The following is a 17,543-nucleotide window of genomic DNA, read 5'->3' as shown; positions in this document are numbered from 1 at the left end:
GGTTTTCGGCCCTCAATCGGCCCTCAGCTGCCCCTTACTAAGGCGCCGGGATTTCCCTCACCAGGCGCGAAGACCAGTCGCACCAGACGTACCCGGGAAGGAAGGCGCCGCCGGCCTCGTCGAGGTGCTCCTCGACGTAGGGGATCGTGGCGTCGCAGACCTCGATGGCGACGTCGAAGAATCCGATGGTCTCCGGCTTGAGGTGGTAGCTCCAGCGCGGGTTGTACGGCGCCGTGCTGGGCTTGATGCGCCCGAGGAGGTGCGGCCGGTCAGTGGTCTCGCCTGACAGCAGTTCCCGCGCGTGCTCGATGTCCGCGGGGTTGTCCAGCCTCACCACGAATTGCTCGTGGGTGACGTCGGTCATGACGAAGTAGGCCGCGGCGTTGTCCTTGGTGCGGGCCATCGAGGTGGCGTACGCCGGTGCGGAGGTGAGTGTGATCATCACCATGGCGGCGAGGGCACCGATGGCGGCCTTGAGAGTACGTTGCATGTGTTTCCCCTTGTCAGATGGGCTTTGCACACGCACCGTATCCGATCGGTGACTGAAAATGATCTTCTTCTGGTGGTGTCGGCCGGACAAGTTGGTCCGGCCGCGGGAAGGCGTTCGTGGCCTAGGCGGCAAAGGCTACTGAGTGCTCAGTACTTTGCGAACCGAGCCTGGATGGCTACGCCGATGCCGGCGGTGTGAGCGTCTGGTGGTAGCGCACGCCGTACAGATGCCCGCTGGTGATCATGACTGTCACCTCGAGCACGGTTCCCTCGGCGTCGGTGATGGTGCGCAGCGTGCGCATGACCGGGATCTCGTCCGGCAGCTCGAGGGTCTGCAGTTCCTCGGTCGTCGGTTCGCGGACCTGGATCTCGTCGATGAGGCCGTGGTGCCGCCAGCCCAGGGCGGCCAGGACGGTCGGCGCGGTGGCCAGGTCGCGCTGGATCTGGTGCGGCGGTTTGTCGAGCGCGGTGCCGGTGACCACTGATTCCGGGTAGTACGACCACTCGATCTCGACCGGGTCGTCGTCGCGGAGCATCAGGCGTTTGCGCAGCAGCGCGGTCTCGTTGTCGGCCAGGCCCAGCTTCGCCGCGGCGTCGGACGGCGGGCGCTCGGGGCCGACGTGCAGGACCTGGTAGGTGATGGTGCTGGCCGGCGGTTCGAGCTGGGAGGCCGCGTCGGTGATCCGGATGCGGTCGGAGCGGATGATCAGGGCTTTGCCCTGCTGGCCCTCGACGAAGCCCTCGGCCTTAAGTAGCGCTACTGCCCGCTGGGCGGTGTTGGTCGAAGTGTTGTACAGGTCCTTCAGCAGCTTGAACGTCGGAAGCGTGCCGGTGATGTCGCCGGAGAGGATCTTCGCGCGCAGGTCCGCGGCGATCTGTGCGTGCCTCGGACGGTCGTCGATGCGCTTCATGTGTCGCAGGCCCCTACTTCCATCGAATCCCTTCCGTGCGCACCTCAGCGACACAGTAGCAGCACTACGCCGGTATGCGGCGTTCGTGGGTGGGAGGTGGCAAATAACCCGTTATCCTTGTCGCAATACTGGGAAGTCAGTAACCTGAGGTACGCCTGGTGCGATCGGACGTCGACGGCGCGGCGCGCGATCGCACGGCACGTTCCGCCGAAAGGAGACCGAAGGTGCCTCGATTCGAGGTGAGGAGCGCATCAGACCTCGTGGTCGGAGACTGGGCCCGTATCGACGGGATCGCCGTCACCGAGGCCGAGGCGAAGTTCCAGCGTCGGCTGCTGTCCGCCGGCCACTCCAGCAGCTATCTGGCGCTGCTGGGGCTGGCGGCGACGCTGACCTTCGACGCCGGGGAGTACTGCCCCTCCGGTGAGCAGGCCCGCCGCGATCTGAGCGAGTGGCACGGCTATCACCGGGGTCTGCAGACCGCTTTGGCGTGTCTGATCATGCACGAGACCGGCAGTAACCCGCGCCAGGCCGCGGTGCAGGTCGCCGAGCACACCGAGGCGTTGATCCGCTGCCGGTGGAGCAACCAGCCGCCCAAGGGCGGTGGGTGAGTCATGGAGATTCCCCGTCAAGCGATAGCGAAAAGAAGGGTCGGCATGACGAAAGACGACTGGACCCGTTGATGGCGCTGCACGTTGACTACACGGCCGAGCGGGCCTTGGCGCGGATCGTCGGCGGCCTGCGGTCCGCCCGCCTGGACGCCGGGCTCTCCCAGAACGCGCTCGCGGTCGGCATGCCGGTGCGCGGCAGGGCCATCTCCGAATGGGAGACCGGGGCGATAGAACCGACGCTGGGGCACCTGATCCAGTGGTCGCGCGAGCTCGGCCGACGGCTGGTGATCGTCGGCCGGGACGGCGAACTGCGGGTGGGCCCGGTGCGCCAGCGCCCTGGCGAGACCTTCGAGATCTTCGAGCGGCGGCGGTTGGCGGTGCCGCTGCGCAACCGCCGCCTCGCCCTGGGGATGGCTCAGGGGGAACTCGGCGTCCTGGTGGGCGTCAGTCGGGACTCGATCCAGCGCTGGGAATTGGTGCGGGTGCCGCCGCGGCCGATCGCACACGTGGTGTGGGCACAGAAACTCGGCTACTCGCTGGACGTGCTGGCCGTCCCCGACAACACCCGGCGCGCCCGGCGACCCGTTTCCGGTGCTCCGTGCCCGCCTTGCCTGCCGATGATCAAGGCTTCTACGCTCGGCAGTATGGGCCGCACACCAGGCGAGGGCCGCTGATGGGTGGTTCGGTCTTCCTCTCGGGCGGGGGTGGCGTCGAAGACACGGCGCCTCTTGACTCCGCCTTCGCATCGGCGCTCGGTTCCGGGCCGCTGTGGTACTGGCCGATGGCGATCGACCCGGCCGAAACCGCGTATAGCGATTGCCTGGACTGGCTGACTGGTGTTCTCGGCCCGCTCGGCGTCACCGACATCGATATCTGGGACGGCGCCGGCCACGGGCTCGCACGGCGTTTCGCCGACTACCGCGGCGTCTACATCGGCGGCGGCAACACCTTCCGGTTGCTCGATGTCGTGCGGCGCAGCGGTATGGGGCCGGCGTTGCAGGCGTTCATCGACGACGGCGGCGCTGTCTATGGAACCAGCGCCGGCGCGGCGTTGCTGGGCGCGGACATCTCGACCATCGCGCACCTGGACCCGGATCCTTATGGCACCACGGATACCCGGGGTCTCGACCGGATCGCGGGGTACGCCGCGTTCGTCCACCACCGGACGGCAGACGCGCCTCAGGTCCAGGACTGGGTGCATAGAAATCAGAAGCCTGTAATAGCCCTGCACGAGCGTTCCGGGGCGGTGGTCACGGACGGCCGGCTGACCTCGGTCGGCTTCGAACCGGTACAGATTTTTGGGGTAGTGCGGAGTCCTCTGAACGTGCAGCCGGGCGAAAGCATCGAGCTGCCGGGGTGAGAGCACCTCAGTACAGTGGCTTCGCATGACCGACACCGCCGGCGGCATCGAGATCACCGCGGACCTGGTCCGCGACCTGTTGCGAGACCAGCATCCCGACCTCGCGGAGCTGACCATCCGCGAGGTGGCGGGCGGCTGGGGCAACCAGATGTGGCGCCTGGGGGACGAATTGGCCGTGCGCATGCAGCGCATGGACTCGACCCCGGAGCTTCAGCTCAAGGAGCGGCGGTGGCTGCCCGTGCTGGCGCCGCGCCTGCCGCTGCCGGTGCCGACTCCGGTGCGGTTCGGCGAGCCGTCCGAGCGCTTCCCCAAGCACTGGACCGTGATGACGTGGGTCGACGGCGAGCCGCTGGACCACGGATCGATCAGCCGCGGGGCCCATGCGGCCGACACACTGGCCGGCTTTCTCCGGGCGCTCCATGTGGAGGCACCCGCCGACGCGCCGGGCGCCTGGGATCGCGGCGGCCATCTTCGGGACTCCACGGAGGGCTTCGAGCGTTTTCTCCGCTTGGTCGCTCCCGATGACGCCGCCGACGTCTGGACCGTCTGGGACGACGCCGTCGCGGCCGGGGAGTGGGAGGGTCCGCCGGTGTGGGTGCACGGCGACCTTCATCCCGCGAACGTCGTCGTCTCGGACGGAACGCTCTCGGGCATCGTCGACTTCGGCGACCTGGCCGCCGGCGATCCGGCGTGGGACCTCGCGGCCGCGTGGGTGCTGCTGCCCGCGGGCCTGGCCCCGCGGTTCTTCGCCGCGTATGCGCGAGCGGATGAGGCGGCGATCCGGCGGGCCCGCGGGCTGGCCGCGATGAAGAGCCTCTTCCTGATGCTCATGGGGCGGAACGGGGATCGGGGTCGTCCCGGCGGCAAGCCGCATTGGGGGCCGGTGGGCCGGGCGGCACTGGATCGTGTCCTGAAGGGCTGAACAGGGCTGAACAGGGCTGAACAGGGCTGAACGCGCGGACATGCCAGCGCCCCGGAGCCACCATCCGGGGCGCCGGCGTTCGGGGCCGCCTAGCTCATCTGGCCGGCCTCGAGCTTGCCGAGCATGGTCTTCACCTGGTTGATCGGGATGGAGAACCCGAGGCCGACGCTGCCGCCCTGGGCGTTGTAGGAGCTGGTCGGCGAGTAGATCGCCGAGTTGATGCCGATGACCTGTCCCTGCGCGTTCAGCAGCGGGCCGCCGCTGTTGCCGGGGTTGAGGCTGGCGTCGGTCTGGATTGCCTTGTAGGTGACCTGGCTGCCGCCGCCGGAGAACCGGCTGCTGCTGTCGCTGCTGACCGTCACCTGGCGGTTCAGGGCGCTGACGATGCCGCTGGTCACCGTGCTCTGCAGGCCGTCGGGGGAGCCGATGGCGATCACGGTGTCGCCGACCCCGACCTTGTCGCTGTCACCGAGGCTGGCGGTGGGCAGGCCGCTCTCGTTCTGCGCCTTGATCACCGCCAGGTCGCTGCCGGTGTCCGCGCCGACGATGCCGGCCTGGGTGGTCTTGCCGTCGTTGAAGGTGATGGTGATCTGGCCGTTGCCGTTCGTGGCGTCGGAGATCACGTGGTTGTTGGTCAGGATCAGGCCGTCGGAGGACAGGATGACGCCGGAGCCGACGGACTTGCCCTGGTAGGAGTCCACCGAGACCTGGACCACGGTCGGCAGCGCGGCCTTGGCGACCTGGCCGACAGTGGTCGTCGGCGTCCCGGTCTGGTTGCTGACCGGGGTGTTCACGGCGGTGTTGTTCACCTGGGTGCTCGCGGACGCCGAGTTCGAAGAGGTGTTGTGCGAGGCGATGGTTCCGGCGATACCGCCGGCAGCGGCCGAGGCGGCGATGGTGCCGGCGACGATGAGTGCCACTCCCATCCGCCGCTTGCGCCTCGGCCGCTGCGGCGGCTCGGGGGAGAACGCCGGGTGGTACGGCGGGTATCCGGGTCCGCCGGGTCCGCCAGGACCCCCGGCGTCGCCCGGACCGCCGTATCCCGGCGTCGTCGAGGAGATCGGGGTGATCGGGGTGTACGGGGGCACGGCGCCGGAGGGGGCGGACGTGCCGGACGGGTCGGAGGGGGCCGACGAGGAAGTCTGGGCCGGACCGAACACCGGCCCGGAAGACGGGTGGCCCCACGGCTGCGGGGTGCCGGTGCTGGGCTGCTCCGGCTGGTACGGGTCGTGCTCGAATCCGGTCATGGGTTCACGGTGCCCGCGGACGATGAGAGTGCCTTGCCGAGAGCATGAGAATCGGTGAAGAAAGCCGTTAAGCCGGCGGCCCGATTCCTAAGGAAACGAGTTGTCCGGGGCGCCGGACGCGGCGATCATCGGGCGATGGACCGTGATCCGCTCGGCGACGCCCGGGCTCTGGTGCTCGACCGTTATCCACAGGCTGTGTGGGCCGTGCTGGCCGGCAGCGTCCTGACCGCGCACCGGACGGCGGGCTCGGACCTCGACATCGTCGTGGCACTCCCCCTCGATGATCCCCTCGCGCCCCGCCGCGAGTCGCTCGTCTTCCGGGACTGGCCCGTCGAGCTGTTCGTGCACGACGAGCAGACCCTTGACGCGTGGCTCGCCAAGAAGCGCCCGGAGCGCAAGCCGACCCTGTACCGGATGGTCGGCCACGGCACGGCGATCGTCGGCGACCCGGCCGGGCGGCAGGCGCGATGCCGCGCGGTCCTGGAGGCCGGACCCGGGCCGATGGGACCGGCGCAGCTGGAGCGGGCCCGCTACGGCCTCACCGATCTGCTCGACGATCTCGTGTACGCCACCGATCCCGGTGAGCGGCAGGTGATCGCGGCCGCGCTGTGGAAGGACGCGGCACACTGCGCGCTGGTCGCCGCCGAACGCTGGGACGGCACCGGCAAATGGCTGCTGCGCGAACTGCGGGCGGACGATCCGGAGCTCGCCGACCGCTGGCTGGCCGCCCAGCACGATCCCGCCGCGGTCGAGGCCTTCGCCCGCGGCGTCCTGGACCGGCTCGGCGGTCCGCTCTTCGACGGTTACCAGGCCGTCGCGCCGCGTCCGGAGGTCACGAAGCCTGCGTGATGGTCAGCGGGAATTCCGTCAGCATGACGGAGGGCCCCGACGGGTTCGCGATGTCGGTCAGCTCCACCGGAGAGGTCATCAGGTACACCGCGTTCTTCGGCGGGAAGGACGTCAGATTCGTGTTCAGCAAAGGGAAAGCGGTCTTGCTCGTGAACGTCGCGGGCTGATCGCCGCCGCACGGGCTGTGCTGCATGGAGACGGTCAGGTCCTGGGCCAGCGACTCGGCCGCCGGGAACTCCCGGCCGGCGGCCGGGGCCACGAAGTCGCCGACGGCCGGGGTCTTCTCCGACACCGTCACCGTGCCGAGTTCGGCGTCGTACCCGGTCAGCTGCTCGGCGTCGGTCCGCACCGCGACGGTCGGCTGGACGCCGGCGACCCTGTCGCCGACGTGGACCTGCCCGGTGCCCAGTACCTCGAAGCGGTGGACCACGCCGTCGCACTCCAGCACCATGTCGCCGTCCTCGGTGAGCGCGACGGCGGTTCCGGGGGTCGGTAACGACGTCCCGCCCGCGGGCTCCGCGGCGGCGTGAGCGGCGAAACCGTTGTAGGAGAACAGGAAGACGGAGCCGGCGACGGCCAGCGCGGGACGAATTCTCATGGCCGGTCCTTTCGGGAGGATTTGTCGATTAGGTGGACATTATGGTCTCTCATGCCACTGACAATCCCGGCCCCACGCCGTGCGCCGTCTGCCTTATCGCGCGTCGCCTCCCGCCGAAGCCCCTTGCAGCGCAAGCGGATTCGGGAACGGCGGCCAGAACGGCAGCGGTCGCGGCCCGAGGGTCTCGGCGTACGCGTTCTCGACCAGCGCGCGCAGGAAGGCGGCCTGGCTGGCCTGTCTCCGGATCCGTTCGGCGCGCACCGGATCGCTCGGGACCGTCCCGGGCCAGCGGGCCGGCGGGGCGGTGGCCGGGGTTGGAGTCGGCGTCGGGGCCGGGGCCGGGGTCGGATTCGGAACCGCAGTCGGAGCCGGCTGGGCCGGAATCTCAAGCTCCTGATATTGCGGCTCGTCCGCGCCGCCCAGGGCCAGCGCGACGGACTCCAGGGCTTCCATCATCCCGCCCGACATCGCGGCGCCGATCCCGCCGTCGGCCGGCACGGGATAGGGGATCTCGGCCCACACCGACCGGGCGTCGCGGCCGCCCCGCACGCCCCACTTGTGGGAGATGGACGCGACCATGGCCAGCCCGCGCCCGGATTCGGAGTCCCAGTCGGCGTCCTCGCCCACTCCGTCGACCACCACGCGCGGTTCGGTCGCCGATCCCTCGTCGTCGACCCGGACCTGCCAGCGATCCGCGAAAGCCGCGAGGTGCACCACGAACTGTCCGCCGGGCGCGCCGCTGGCGGTGTGCACGATGGCGTTGCCAGCCAGTTCGGAGACGGCCAGGAGCACCAGCTCCGAGCCCGGCGCCTCGCCGAGCACCATCTGGGTGAACTGGCGGACCTCGGTGAGGTGCTCGGCCAGCCCGGGGAAGGAGCGAGACCAATTCGACATCTGGGGCCTCCCGGACGGTGGGGAGGGGGCGGTTCCGCCCTCCCGTCAGCCAGGCTAGCCCCCAATGCGCCCTTATCTAGGGCATTTCAAGGAAGTTCCCTTATTTGGATGACACTTCCTCATCCAGGGCCGGCGGGGGCAGCCGCGCGAGGTCCATCTCCACCCGGTTGATGAGTCCGATCGCCTCTTCACCGTACACAGCCGACTCCTCGAAACGGCGGAACTGCGCCACGTGTGTCGAGACCTTGTCAGGCTGCGCCATCAGCAGCTCGCCGGTGAACATCTCCACGGCGACCTCGCGGTCGTCGTACAGGGTGAAGGTGACCATCGGCAGTCCGCGCATCGCCGAGGTCCACGGCAGGATCCCCACCCGCACCCCGGGATGGACCGCCATCTGCCGGAGCCGGTCGAACTGCGCGGCCATCACCGTCAGCTCGCCTGGCCAGGTGCGCAGCACGCCCTCGGTGATCAGGAAGGTGAACTCCCGGCCGTCCTCGAACAGCACCGACTGCCGTTCGGTGTGGGTCATCGCGGCCTTGCCGACCTCGCGCTCGGACAGCCACGGGGTGAGCCGGTTGGCGTCCCTGGCGTACTCGGCGGTCTGCAGCAGGCGCGGGATGATCGAGTTCGAGAACGTCGACACCGCCGAGCAGACCCGCTCGCGGTCGGCGATCTGGTTCAGCAGGGTCAGGCCCTTGCCGTAGCCGCGGTTGCTGGCGGCGTCGGCGGCGGCCTGGCCGAGCAGGTCGAACAGGCTCTCCTGCTCCTCGGCCGGCAGGTTCAAAGCGGTGACGATCCGGGCGAGCACGTCCCGGCTGGGGACCATCTTGCCGTGCTCGACCTTGGACACCGCCGAGGAGGTGACAGAGGCGGCCGCCGCGAGCTCGCCGCTGGACAGCGCGCGCTCCATCCGGAACTGCCGGATCCGGCCGCCCAGCTTGGCCGCGTAAGGACTTCGCACCGCACTCATACCCATTGGTTCTACACCACTTGTGAGGAATCGGTGACCGATCCGGCAGGATCAGTTGCCGGCGGTCACCTGTATGGATTGTGTTGGACTGGGCCGACGACTCGATGTGCGGCCGTCCCCAGGTCAGCGGCGGCCGGCGCCCCCCGCCGCCGACCGGCGCCCGGCCGGGTCAGCCGGTTCCGGCCCCGGCCGGCGCCGGGATCGCGGCCAGCGGCCGCCGGTCGCTCGTCAGCAGGCCGGTCACCGTCTCCAGGTCGTAGTCGGCGCTGGCCGAGTAGCCGTCGAACACCGCGGCGTGCGCCGCGATCTCGTCGGCGCGGGAGAGCAGCAGTTCGCCGGTGAAGGTCTCCACGGCCACGGCTGCGTCGTCGTGGAGTGTGAAGCCATACAGCGGGAAGACCTCTGACACGGCGGCGGCGTCCGGCACGATGCCGATCCGCACCCCGGGCAGCGCCGAGAGCACGCGCAGCCGGTCGGCCTGGGTCGCGGCCAGCGTGGGCGGGCCCGGGCACAGGCGCAGGGCGCTCTCGGTGAGCAGGAACTCGAAGCTGCGTCCCTGTTCGAAGAGCACCCCCTGGCGCTCCAGATGCAGCGCCGAGGCCCGGCCGAGTTCGCGCTCGGACATCCATGGGGTCAGGCGTGCGGCGTAGCGGGCATAGTCGGCGGTCTGCAGCAGGGGCGGGATCATCGAGGTGGAGAAGGACCGCAGGACCGTGGTGTTGCGCTCGCGTTCGGCGATCGCGTCCAGCAGGGCCAGGCCGCGGCCGTGCCGGCGGCGGTCGGCGGCGTCGTCGACCGCGCGGGTGAGCAGGTCGCGCAGATCGGTCCGGTGCTCGTCCCCGAGGCCCAGGACGCCGAGCACCCGCTCCAGGACCTCCGTCGAGGGGAGCATCATGCCGCGCTCGATCTTCGACACCGAGGGCTGGGTGACACCGGCGCGGGCGGCGACTTCGAGTCCGGACAAGCCGAGGTCCAGTCGGTGCCGACGCAGACGCCGACCGAGTTCTTCAGCTAATACGCTGCGTGCTGGGCTCATCCCCACAGTGTGGCGGCGACCGCGGACCATCTGTGAGGGTTTCCGGGACTTATGCCGTGTCTATCACCCGGTCGAGCTACCATCATTCAATGTGATCTTGGATATCCGGCGTGGATACCGCCGGACGTAGCGCTCATCCATAGATTCGTTCGGGCTTCACAACGGTCCGATTCGCAGTAGTTTGACGCTCGTGAGCGCCGTATGAGTCTGGCCGCCCTCCTCACCACCTTCGGCGTGGTGTTCCTGGCCGAACTGCCGGACAAGACCGCGATCGCGTCCCTGATCCTGGGGGCCAGGTACCGACCGTCCTGGGTGTTCGCCGGGGTGGCGGCCGGTTTCCTGGTGCACGTCTGCCTGGCCGTGGCGGCCGGCTCCCTGCTCGCGCTGGTGCCGCGGCGTCCGCTGGAGGCCGTGGTCGCGGTGCTCTTCCTGGCCGGTGCGGTGGTGATGCTGCGCAGCCACGGCCACGGGGGCAGCGAGGAGGGGCAAGCGATACCGGGGCAGCAGGAGGACACCGCCCCGGACCTCGGGGCCGACGCCGGGTTCGGCAAGGTGGCCGGAACCGCCTTCGGGGTGATCCTGGTCGCCGAGTTCGGGGACCTGACCCAGATCGTGACCGCGAACCTGGCCGCCAAGTTCGCCGATCCGCTGGCCGTCGGGATCGGCGCCGCACTCGGCCTGTGGACGGTCGGCGCGCTGGCGATCGTCGGCGGCCGCGGCCTGCTCAGGGTGCTGCCGCTGCACCTGATCGTGCGGCTGGCCGCGCTGGTGATGATCGTGCTCGCCGGCGTCAGCCTGTGGCAGGCCGTCGCCGGCTGAGCGGCGGGTGCCGGTGACCCGGCCCCGAGCTGCTAGGAGACCGCCGCTGCCTTCTCGCTTCCATCCAGGACGTCCGCGAGCTGGCGCAGCCCCCGCGCCATGTCCGCCCCGGTCGGCGTCCGGTCGGCGTCGGCGAAGCGCTGGATCAGCAGGCCGGCCATCAGGGAGTACAGGACCGCGCCGGCTCCCAGTTCCATGTCCAAGCCCTGGTCTTCTTCCGGGATCCCGAGGATCAGGTTCGCCAGGCCCTTGCGCGCCTCCGGGATCGCGTTCTTGAACATCTCGCGCGCGCCGGGGATGTGGTCGAGCTGCAGGATCAGTTCGAAGCTGGCCATCCACAGCGGCTGGTTCCGGTCGAAGGTCGTGGAGACGTCGTCGTAGACGCGGGCGAAGCGCTCCTGGACCGACAGGTCGGGCCCGGCCTTGGCGAAGGCCTCCTCCAGGTGGTCGCCCCATTCCCCGATGGCCTGGAACATCGCCTCGTTCATCAGCGCGTCCTTGGACCCGAAGTGGTAGCCGATGGCGGCCAGGCTGACGCCCGAGGCCTGGGCGATGTCCCGTGCGGTGGTGCGCGAGTAGCCCTTCTCCAGCAGACACTTCTTGGCCCCCGCCAGGAGGTCGTCACGGTTGCTCATGCGCCGAGCCTAGCGCAGTCTTAGACGCATGTCTCGTACGAGTGTCTTGAACGCAGGTCTTGCACAAACGTCCAAGACGGTTGTACGGTCATCCCATGACGACGACCAAGAGCCCTGAGAACGCACCGGCCCAACGTGCCGGCCGCAAGGAGTGGATCGGGCTGGCCGTGCTGGTCCTGCCGTGCCTGCTCATCTCGATGGACATGTCGGTGCTGCTGTTCGGGCTGCCGTTCATCAGCGCCTCGCTCAAGCCCAGCGCCACCCAGCAGCTGTGGATCATGGACGCCTACGGCTTCGCGCTGGCCGGACTGCTGATCACGATGGGCGCCGTCGGCGACCGCATCGGCCGGCGCCGGCTGCTGCTGATCGGCGCCACCGCGTTCGGCGCGGCCTCGGTCGTCGCCGCCTACTCCGGCAGCGCGGAGATGCTGATCGGCACCCGGGCGCTGCTCGGCGTGGCCGGTGCGACCCTGATGCCCTCGACGATGGCCCTGATCCGGAACATGTTCCACGACCCCAAGCAGCGGCAGACCGCCATCTCGCTGTGGACCGGCGGCCTGATCGGCGGCGTGACGCTCGGCCCGATCGTGGGCGGCGTGCTGCTGAACCACTTCTGGTGGGGCTCGGTGTTCCTGATCAACCTGCCGGCCATGGCGCTGCTGCTGGTCCTGGGCCCGCTGCTGCTGCCCGAGTACAAGGCCGCCGCGTCCGGCCACCGGTTCGACATCCTCGGCTCGGTGCTGTCGATGGCCGCCATCTTCCCGGCGGTGTACGGCGTCAAGCAGCTGGCCGTGGACGGCTTCAGCGTCACCGCCGCCGCGGCGCTGGCGTTCGGCGTCGCCCTGGGCATCGCCTTCGTGATCCGGCAGCACACCGCGAAGAACCCGCTGATCGACATGGAGCTGTTCCGCAAGCCCGGTTTCCGGGCGCCGATGCTGGTGAACCTGTGCGGCAACTTCGTCCTGATGGGCTTCAGTCTCTTCAACACGCAGTACCTGCAGTCGGTCGCCGGGATGCGGCCGTTCACCGCGGCGCTGTGGTCGATGGCGGCGATGCCGTTCATCAGCGTGGGCATGGGGGTCACCGGAGCGCTGACGACCAAGGTCCGGCCGGCCCGGATCATCGGCGTGGCGTTCCTGGTCTCGGCGGCCGGCGCGCTGGTGCTGACCATGGCCCGCCCGGGCAACCCGATCGTGGTGCTGGTGGTCGGCGCGGGCGTCGCGGCCGGCGGCGTGGTGGCGGCGCAGAGCATCGTCGGGAACATGGTGATGGCCGCGGCCCCGGCCGAGCGGGCCGGCTCGGCCTCGGCGCTGAACGAGACCGGCGCGGAGCTCGGCAGCTCGCTGGGCATGGCGCTGCTGGGCAGCATCGGCGCCGCGATCTACCACCACAAGATGCAGACCGTCGGCGCGGCGGGCGCTCCCGAGGCGGCGGTGCGCGCCGGCCACGAGACCGTCAGCGGCGCGGACGCGCTGGCCGCGCAGTTCCCCAGCCCGGCCACGCACGCCCTGCTCACAACGGCTCGCGACGCCTACTCGTCGGGCCTGCACACCACAGCCGTGGTCGGCTCGGGCGTGCTGCTCCTCACCGCGGTGTTCGCCTTCCGGGCGATGCGCAACGAGCCGGTCCTGCCGCCGGCGCCCAAGAAGGAGAAGAAGAGCAAGAAGGCCCCTTCGTTGGAGCCGGCCGCCGACCACGCCGCGACGGCGGTGTGAGCCGGGGTGCCGACGCCGGTCCGCACCGGTCCGAATGAGCACGGGATCCGAATGAACACAAGTCCGCCGGTCTCCGATGGGGAGACCGGCGGACTCGGCGTTTCCTCAGACGGGATCAGGCCTTGAGCGCGTCGGTCACGGCCTCGGCGACCGTGGTGGTAGGCCGGCCGATCAGGGTGCTGAGGGTGTCGGTCACGTCCGCCAGCGCGCCCTCGGCGATCTTCGAGTCGGCGTCGGCCAGGCCCTCGGCCAGGAAGGCCGGCAGGCCGAAGCCGGCCAGCGTCGAGCGGTACTCCTCCGGGTCCAGATTCACCGCCGCCACCTCCTTGCCGGCCTGGCGCGAGACCTCGGCCGCGATCTCGGCGTAGCTGTAGGCCTTGTCGCCGGTGAGCTCGTAGACCTGGCCCTCGTGGCCCTCGGTGGTGGCCACGGCCGCGGCCGCGGCGGCGTAGTCGGCCCGGGAGGCGAAGGCGGTCAGGCCCGCGCCGACCGCGCCGATGATCGCGCCGTGCTCGACGGAGCCGGGCAGGGTCGCGGTCAGGTTCTCCCAGTACCAGTTGTTCCGCAGGAACGTAAAGGACAGGCCGGACTCCTTGATCGCGGCCTCGGTGGCCTTGTGCACCGAGGCGAAGTTGATCGGGTTGGTCTCGGCCTTCGGGATCGAGGTGTAGATCACGTGCCCGACGCCGGCCGCCTCGCCTGCCTGGAGCGCGGACAGGTGGTTGCTGAGGCGGTCCTCGTCGGGGCCGCTGGAGGAGATGAAGATCCACTTGTCGGCGCCGCGCAGCGCCTCGGTCAGGCCCGGAACGTCGGCGTAGTCGCCGCGCACGACCTGCACGCCGCGGTCGGCGAGGTCCTGGACCTTCTCCGGGGTGCGGACTATCGCGCGGATCTGCCCGGCCGGGACGCCGCGCCGCAGCAGGTCTTCGACGACGAGCCGGCCGAGGTGGCCGCCGGCGGCGGTGATGGCGATGGTCATGGGGACTCCTCAGGGTCAGGCGGCGGCCCCGCGGGGCGCTTTCCATTGGTTAGTGCGGTACCGACGATGGCACTAACCTTCAGAAAGCGCAACCCGTGGCACAGCGCTACCGCATGGAAAGCGTGTGAGGTACCGTGGAGCGCATGAGTACGCGCGCCGAGGTGACCGAGGTGACCGATCCGGAAGAGCGCGCCATCGAGATGGCCTACGACGTCCTGCAGGCGAGCTGTCCGACGCGCCGGACGCTGGAGCACGTGACCGGCCGCTGGGGCACGCTCATCATGATGGTGCTGCGCGAGGGACCGGTCCGGTTCAACGAGTTGCGCCGCCGGGTCGACGGGGTCAGCGAGAAGATGTTGTCCCAGGGGCTGCAGGCCCTGGAGCGGGACGGTTTCGTCGCCCGCGAGGTGCAGTCGACGATGCCGCCGCGGGTGGAGTACCAGCTGACGCCGCTGGGCGTGCAGACCTCGGACCGGCTCAAGGAGCTCGTGCGGTTCCTGGAGGCCCGGATGCCGGAGGTCATGGCCGCGCAGGCGCGCTACGACCAGGCCGGCGCCGCATAGCCGCCGGCGGTGATCCAGACTGGGCGCCATGACCCGACACGTGGAATTCCAGCGCCTGCACAACTTCCGTGACCTCGGCGGTTATCCGGCGGCCGAGGGCGGCGCGACGAAGTGGGGCGTGCTGTACCGCTCGGACAACCTCCGGAAGCTGAGCGAGTCCGCCGATGTCGAGCGTTTCCGCGCGCTGGACGTCCACACGGTCATCGATCTGCGGTACCCGTGGGAGATCGAGCAGTCCGGCCGGGTGCCGGAGTTCCCGGGGCTGCGCTACGTCAATCTGAGCATCGAGCACCGGCCGTACGACCAGGGTGCGCTGGGGGACGGCTTCGATCCGTGGCGGTTCCTCGCTGATCGCTATATGGAAGTGGCGCAGGACGGCGTCAAGGAGATCCGCGGGGTTCTGGACGTCATCGCCGACCCGGAGTCTGGGACCACCGTCTTCCACTGTGCTTCCGGCAAGGACCGGACCGGCATCATCGCGATGCTCGTCCTCAGCCTGATCGGTGTGTCCGAGGAGAACGTGCTGGACGACTTCGCGCTGACGGAGTTGGCGACCCAGCGGTTGATCGCGGACTGGAAGGCGTTCTATCCGGGCCGCGAGCTCTCGTGGTCCGCATATGCCCGAGCTCCTAAGGAGCCGATGGAGCTGTTCATCGCTGATCTGAAATCCCAGTACGGCTCAGTGCAGGGATACACAGAGAAGGAACTCGGTGTGGATGACGCTCTGATCGCCGCGTTGAAGGCGAAGCTAGTCGACGTCGGGGCTTAATCCATATCGAGGGTTAGCTCGATCGACAGCGCCGCGAAGCCGAACCGCTGATAGAAGCGGATCGCGGCGCTGTTCGCCGTGTACGCGGAGACGTGAAGGCGTGCCGCTCCGCGGTCGCGTCCCCAGGCGATGAAGTCCTCGACCATGCGGCCGCCAATCCCTTGTCCTCTATAGGAGGGCGCTACATGTGTGCTGACCAGTTCGGCGCGCGCCGCCGTCCACATAGAGGACGACGGACTAAAGGTGCCGATCAGGTGTCCGACAACTGCGCCTTCCTCTAAAGCGACCAGTACCAGGGCATCCGGAGCGGCGATCAGCCCCGCACACCATGCGCGGTTGTTGTCCCGCGGCCAGTCCGGGTCGCGCAGCCGGTCCCGCGTGATGCCGTCCTCGGCGAACAACGCGGCGCTGTCGTGGGTGAGGCCGTCCAGATCGTCCAGAGTCGCCGGGCGGATCTCGATGTCGGTCATGCCCGGGTGATACCCGTCAGCTGTTCTCGACGACCATCCGCACGGCCAGTCCGAGCATGACGGTGCCGGAAACCTGCTCCATGCGGCGGCGGACCTCGCGCCGGCTGAAGAACGCGCGCATCCGCTGGACGCACCAGACATAGAGCGAGTAGTAGAAGACCTCATAGACGGCCCAGACCGCGGCCAGCAGAACCATGGTCGGCAGCTTCGGGGCACCCGCCGGGACGAACTGCGGCAGGAAGGACATCGCGAAGATCGCGGCCTTCGGGTTGGCCAGGTTCGTCAGCAGCCCGGCGCGGTAGGACCACAGCGGTCCCCGGGTCCGAGTGCCGCCGTCGGCCTCATCGGGCTCCTCGGAGCTCTGCTCCCCCTTCATCCGGCGGGCGGAGCGGAAGGACTGGACGGCGAACCACGCCAGCACGCAGGCACCGACGATCCGCATGCCGTCGTAGGCGATCTGGGAGGCCGCGAGCAGTGCGGTGAAGCCGAACGCCGCGGCGCATCCCCAGACGAACACCCCGCTTTCGTTGCCCAGGACGGTCGCGACCCCGGCCCGCTTCCCGCCGCGGATCGACTGGCGGATGATCAGCGCCGTGCTCTGTCCGGGAACCGCGGCGACCGCGGTACAGGCGATGAGGAAGGGCAGCAGGGTGGCCAGCATGGGTTCATCGTCCGGACCCGCGGTGGCCGCGGCAAACAGATTTCCCCTATCCCGCTGTGTGGAAAGCCTCGATCGCCCGCTGCACGCGCAATCCCGCAGCGAAGTCGGCCAGCGTTGAGGGACGGCCGCGGACCGCGCCGACGAACTCGGCGAGGCGAGTGTCCTCGCCTCCGCGCGGCCCGGTCAGCGTGACCGGCTGCCATCCGCCGGCGTCGGCTATAGAGAGGTCGCCCCAGGAGGTGATCCGATAGGAGCGGCGGGAGCCGTAAAGGGTCCAGCAGTAGGTCTCAGGGCCTGCTGCGACGTTTCCGCTTAGCCGTACCGGGGTTCCGCTCGCGGAGAACAGCCCTGTCGCGGTGGTCTCTCCGTCTGCTCCATAGGAGACCTCTGTATGGACTGTAGTGAGGGGACCTAGGACGCGGTCCGTGAGAAACACATAGTGCGAGCCGACTTCGCGCAGAAACCCGCCTTGCTCTCGGCCGGCCACCCAGCGGGTTTCCTTCTGGAAGTCCCGCGGCCACTCTGGAAAGAGGAACTGGATGTCCACGCTGAGGATGTCGCCGGCTTCCCCTGCGCGAACCGCACGCAGGACCTCCACTGCGGCGCTCCGGTCGGACAGCGTGTAGTTGAGTGCGTTGACCAGGCCTGTGGCGGCGGCGACGTCCACCATCTCCTGGCCTTCCGCGAGATCCACCGCCAGGGGCTTCTCACAGAAGACCGCTTTGCCGGATTCCATGGCCGCGATCGCATAGCGCGCGTGCGTTATGGGAGGCGCCGCTATGTAGACGGCATCGATGTCGGTGCGCGCGATGATCGCCATCGGGTCGTTCGTGAACGTCACTGCGGGATTCGCTATACGTGCGCGCTCTATAGCGGGCTCGCTGGGATCGGCCGCGAGTTCCACGGCGACGTCCGGATGCGCCGCGGCGATCGCGAGCATCTCGGCACCCATGGCGCCGAGGCCGATGACGCCGAGGCGGAGCGGGAGGTCGGTCATGATCGCAGGGAACCGTCCCGGCCGGCCTGTTGTTCCGCGTCGTCGGGATCT

Annotated in this window: 21 protein-coding genes; 9 read left to right on the top strand and 12 right to left on the bottom strand. The window is 69.4% G+C overall.

What is annotated here, in order from left to right:
• Positions 1–37: 37 nt before the first annotated feature.
• Both ABH926_RS08845 and ABH926_RS08840 read right to left on the bottom strand, forming a co-directional pair.
• A complete protein-coding gene (locus ABH926_RS08845; RefSeq protein WP_370364910.1) occupies positions 38–490 on the bottom strand; it encodes a calmodulin-binding protein in 453 nt (150 codons plus the stop codon).
• 175 nt (positions 491–665) lie between these two features.
• The gene (locus ABH926_RS08840; RefSeq protein ID WP_370364909.1) at positions 666–1,400 is read right to left on the bottom strand and encodes a GntR family transcriptional regulator; all 735 of its coding nucleotides are present in this window, start codon (positions 1,398–1,400) and stop codon (positions 666–668) included.
• Positions 1,401–1,639: 239 nt separating this feature from the next.
• On the opposite strand from ABH926_RS08840, the gene ABH926_RS08835 reads away from it, so the two are divergent.
• The 4 genes from ABH926_RS08835 (at position 1,640) to ABH926_RS08820 (ending at position 4,290) form a co-directional block, all read left to right on the top strand.
• Positions 1,640–2,008 (top strand): hypothetical protein, encoded by a 369-nt coding sequence (locus tag ABH926_RS08835; RefSeq protein WP_370364908.1) that lies wholly within the window; start codon positions 1,640–1,642, stop codon positions 2,006–2,008.
• A gap of 71 nt (positions 2,009–2,079) precedes the next feature.
• Positions 2,080–2,682, top strand: a complete 603-nt coding sequence (locus ABH926_RS08830) for a helix-turn-helix domain-containing protein (RefSeq protein WP_370364907.1) — start codon at positions 2,080–2,082, stop codon at positions 2,680–2,682.
• Positions 2,682–3,368, top strand: a complete 687-nt coding sequence (locus ABH926_RS08825) for a Type 1 glutamine amidotransferase-like domain-containing protein (RefSeq protein WP_370364906.1) — start codon at positions 2,682–2,684, stop codon at positions 3,366–3,368. Before ABH926_RS08830 ends, ABH926_RS08825 begins: the two co-directional genes overlap by 1 nt.
• A 25-nt stretch (positions 3,369–3,393) precedes the next feature.
• The gene (locus ABH926_RS08820; protein ID WP_370364905.1) at positions 3,394–4,290 is read left to right on the top strand and encodes an aminoglycoside phosphotransferase family protein; all 897 of its coding nucleotides are present in this window, start codon (positions 3,394–3,396) and stop codon (positions 4,288–4,290) included.
• An 89-nt stretch (positions 4,291–4,379) separates the two neighbouring features.
• Here the strand turns inward: ABH926_RS08820 and ABH926_RS08815 are convergent, their stop codons facing one another.
• Complete coding sequence (locus tag ABH926_RS08815; protein WP_370364904.1) at positions 4,380–5,537, bottom strand: S1C family serine protease; 1,158 nt, start codon at positions 5,535–5,537, stop codon at positions 4,380–4,382.
• A 135-nt stretch (positions 5,538–5,672) separates the two neighbouring features.
• Between ABH926_RS08815 and ABH926_RS08810 the strand changes: the two genes are divergently transcribed.
• Positions 5,673–6,386 carry a nucleotidyltransferase domain-containing protein gene (locus ABH926_RS08810; protein ID WP_370364903.1) on the top strand — a complete coding sequence of 238 codons (714 nt, stop codon included), beginning with the start codon at positions 5,673–5,675 and terminating at the stop codon, positions 6,384–6,386.
• Here the strand turns inward: ABH926_RS08810 and ABH926_RS08805 are convergent.
• From ABH926_RS08805 to ABH926_RS08790, 4 genes are all read right to left on the bottom strand, one after another.
• The gene (locus ABH926_RS08805; protein WP_370364902.1) at positions 6,370–6,984 is read right to left on the bottom strand and encodes a hypothetical protein; all 615 of its coding nucleotides are present in this window, start codon (positions 6,982–6,984) and stop codon (positions 6,370–6,372) included. The two genes, ABH926_RS08810 and ABH926_RS08805, sit on opposite strands and share 17 nt — an antisense overlap.
• Before the next feature lie 93 nt (positions 6,985–7,077).
• On the bottom strand, positions 7,078–7,878 hold the full coding sequence (locus ABH926_RS08800; RefSeq protein ID WP_370364901.1) for an ATP-binding protein: 801 nt from the start codon (positions 7,876–7,878) through the stop codon (positions 7,078–7,080).
• Between the two features lie 100 nt (positions 7,879–7,978).
• Positions 7,979–8,848: a Scr1 family TA system antitoxin-like transcriptional regulator gene (locus tag ABH926_RS08795; RefSeq protein ID WP_370364900.1), complete on the bottom strand. Its 870-nt coding sequence runs from the start codon at positions 8,846–8,848 to the stop codon at positions 7,979–7,981.
• A gap of 169 nt (positions 8,849–9,017) precedes the next feature.
• Positions 9,018–9,884, bottom strand: a complete 867-nt coding sequence (locus ABH926_RS08790) for a helix-turn-helix domain-containing protein (protein ID WP_370364899.1) — start codon at positions 9,882–9,884, stop codon at positions 9,018–9,020.
• A 201-nt stretch (positions 9,885–10,085) separates the two neighbouring features.
• On the opposite strand from ABH926_RS08790, the gene ABH926_RS08785 reads away from it, so the two are divergent.
• Positions 10,086–10,703, top strand: a complete 618-nt coding sequence (locus ABH926_RS08785) for a TMEM165/GDT1 family protein (RefSeq protein WP_370364898.1) — start codon at positions 10,086–10,088, stop codon at positions 10,701–10,703.
• 32 nt (positions 10,704–10,735) lie between these two features.
• On the opposite strand, the gene ABH926_RS08780 is transcribed toward ABH926_RS08785, so the two are convergent.
• Entirely contained in the window at positions 10,736–11,338 is a 603-nt protein-coding gene (locus ABH926_RS08780) for a TetR/AcrR family transcriptional regulator (protein WP_370364897.1), read from the bottom strand.
• Positions 11,339–11,433: 95 nt separating this feature from the next.
• On the opposite strand from ABH926_RS08780, the gene ABH926_RS08775 reads away from it, so the two are divergent.
• A complete protein-coding gene (locus ABH926_RS08775) occupies positions 11,434–13,053 on the top strand; it encodes an MFS transporter (RefSeq protein ID WP_370364896.1) in 1,620 nt (539 codons plus the stop codon).
• A gap of 115 nt (positions 13,054–13,168) precedes the next feature.
• Here the strand turns inward: ABH926_RS08775 and ABH926_RS08770 are convergent, their stop codons facing one another.
• Entirely contained in the window at positions 13,169–14,032 is an 864-nt protein-coding gene (locus tag ABH926_RS08770; RefSeq protein ID WP_370364895.1) for an SDR family oxidoreductase, read from the bottom strand.
• A 143-nt stretch (positions 14,033–14,175) separates the two neighbouring features.
• On the opposite strand from ABH926_RS08770, the gene ABH926_RS08765 reads away from it, so the two are divergent.
• Both ABH926_RS08765 and ABH926_RS08760 read left to right on the top strand, forming a co-directional pair.
• Complete coding sequence (locus ABH926_RS08765; RefSeq protein WP_370364894.1) at positions 14,176–14,595, top strand: winged helix-turn-helix transcriptional regulator; 420 nt, start codon at positions 14,176–14,178, stop codon at positions 14,593–14,595.
• 28 nt (positions 14,596–14,623) lie between these two features.
• Complete coding sequence (locus ABH926_RS08760) at positions 14,624–15,364, top strand: tyrosine-protein phosphatase (protein WP_370364893.1); 741 nt, start codon at positions 14,624–14,626, stop codon at positions 15,362–15,364.
• Here ABH926_RS08760 and ABH926_RS08755 read toward each other — a convergent pair.
• Genes ABH926_RS08755 through ABH926_RS08745 form a run of 3 tightly spaced genes read right to left on the bottom strand, consistent with a single transcriptional unit; the run spans position 15,361 to position 17,492 of the window.
• A complete protein-coding gene (locus tag ABH926_RS08755) occupies positions 15,361–15,834 on the bottom strand; it encodes an N-acetyltransferase family protein (RefSeq protein ID WP_370364892.1) in 474 nt (157 codons plus the stop codon). The two genes, ABH926_RS08760 and ABH926_RS08755, sit on opposite strands and share 4 nt — an antisense overlap.
• Positions 15,835–15,850: 16 nt before the next feature.
• Positions 15,851–16,495, bottom strand: a complete 645-nt coding sequence (locus tag ABH926_RS08750; protein WP_370364891.1) for a LysE family translocator — start codon at positions 16,493–16,495, stop codon at positions 15,851–15,853.
• A 46-nt stretch (positions 16,496–16,541) separates the two neighbouring features.
• Positions 16,542–17,492 carry a Gfo/Idh/MocA family protein gene (locus ABH926_RS08745; RefSeq protein ID WP_370364890.1) on the bottom strand — a complete coding sequence of 317 codons (951 nt, stop codon included), beginning with the start codon at positions 17,490–17,492 and terminating at the stop codon, positions 16,542–16,544.
• Positions 17,493–17,543: the final 51 nt, after the last annotated feature.

This window comes from Catenulispora sp. GP43 (assembly GCF_041260665.1).
Taxonomy (GTDB): Bacteria; Actinomycetota; Actinomycetes; order Streptomycetales; family Catenulisporaceae; genus Catenulispora.
This window is presented reverse-complemented; position numbering and strand designations above follow the sequence as displayed.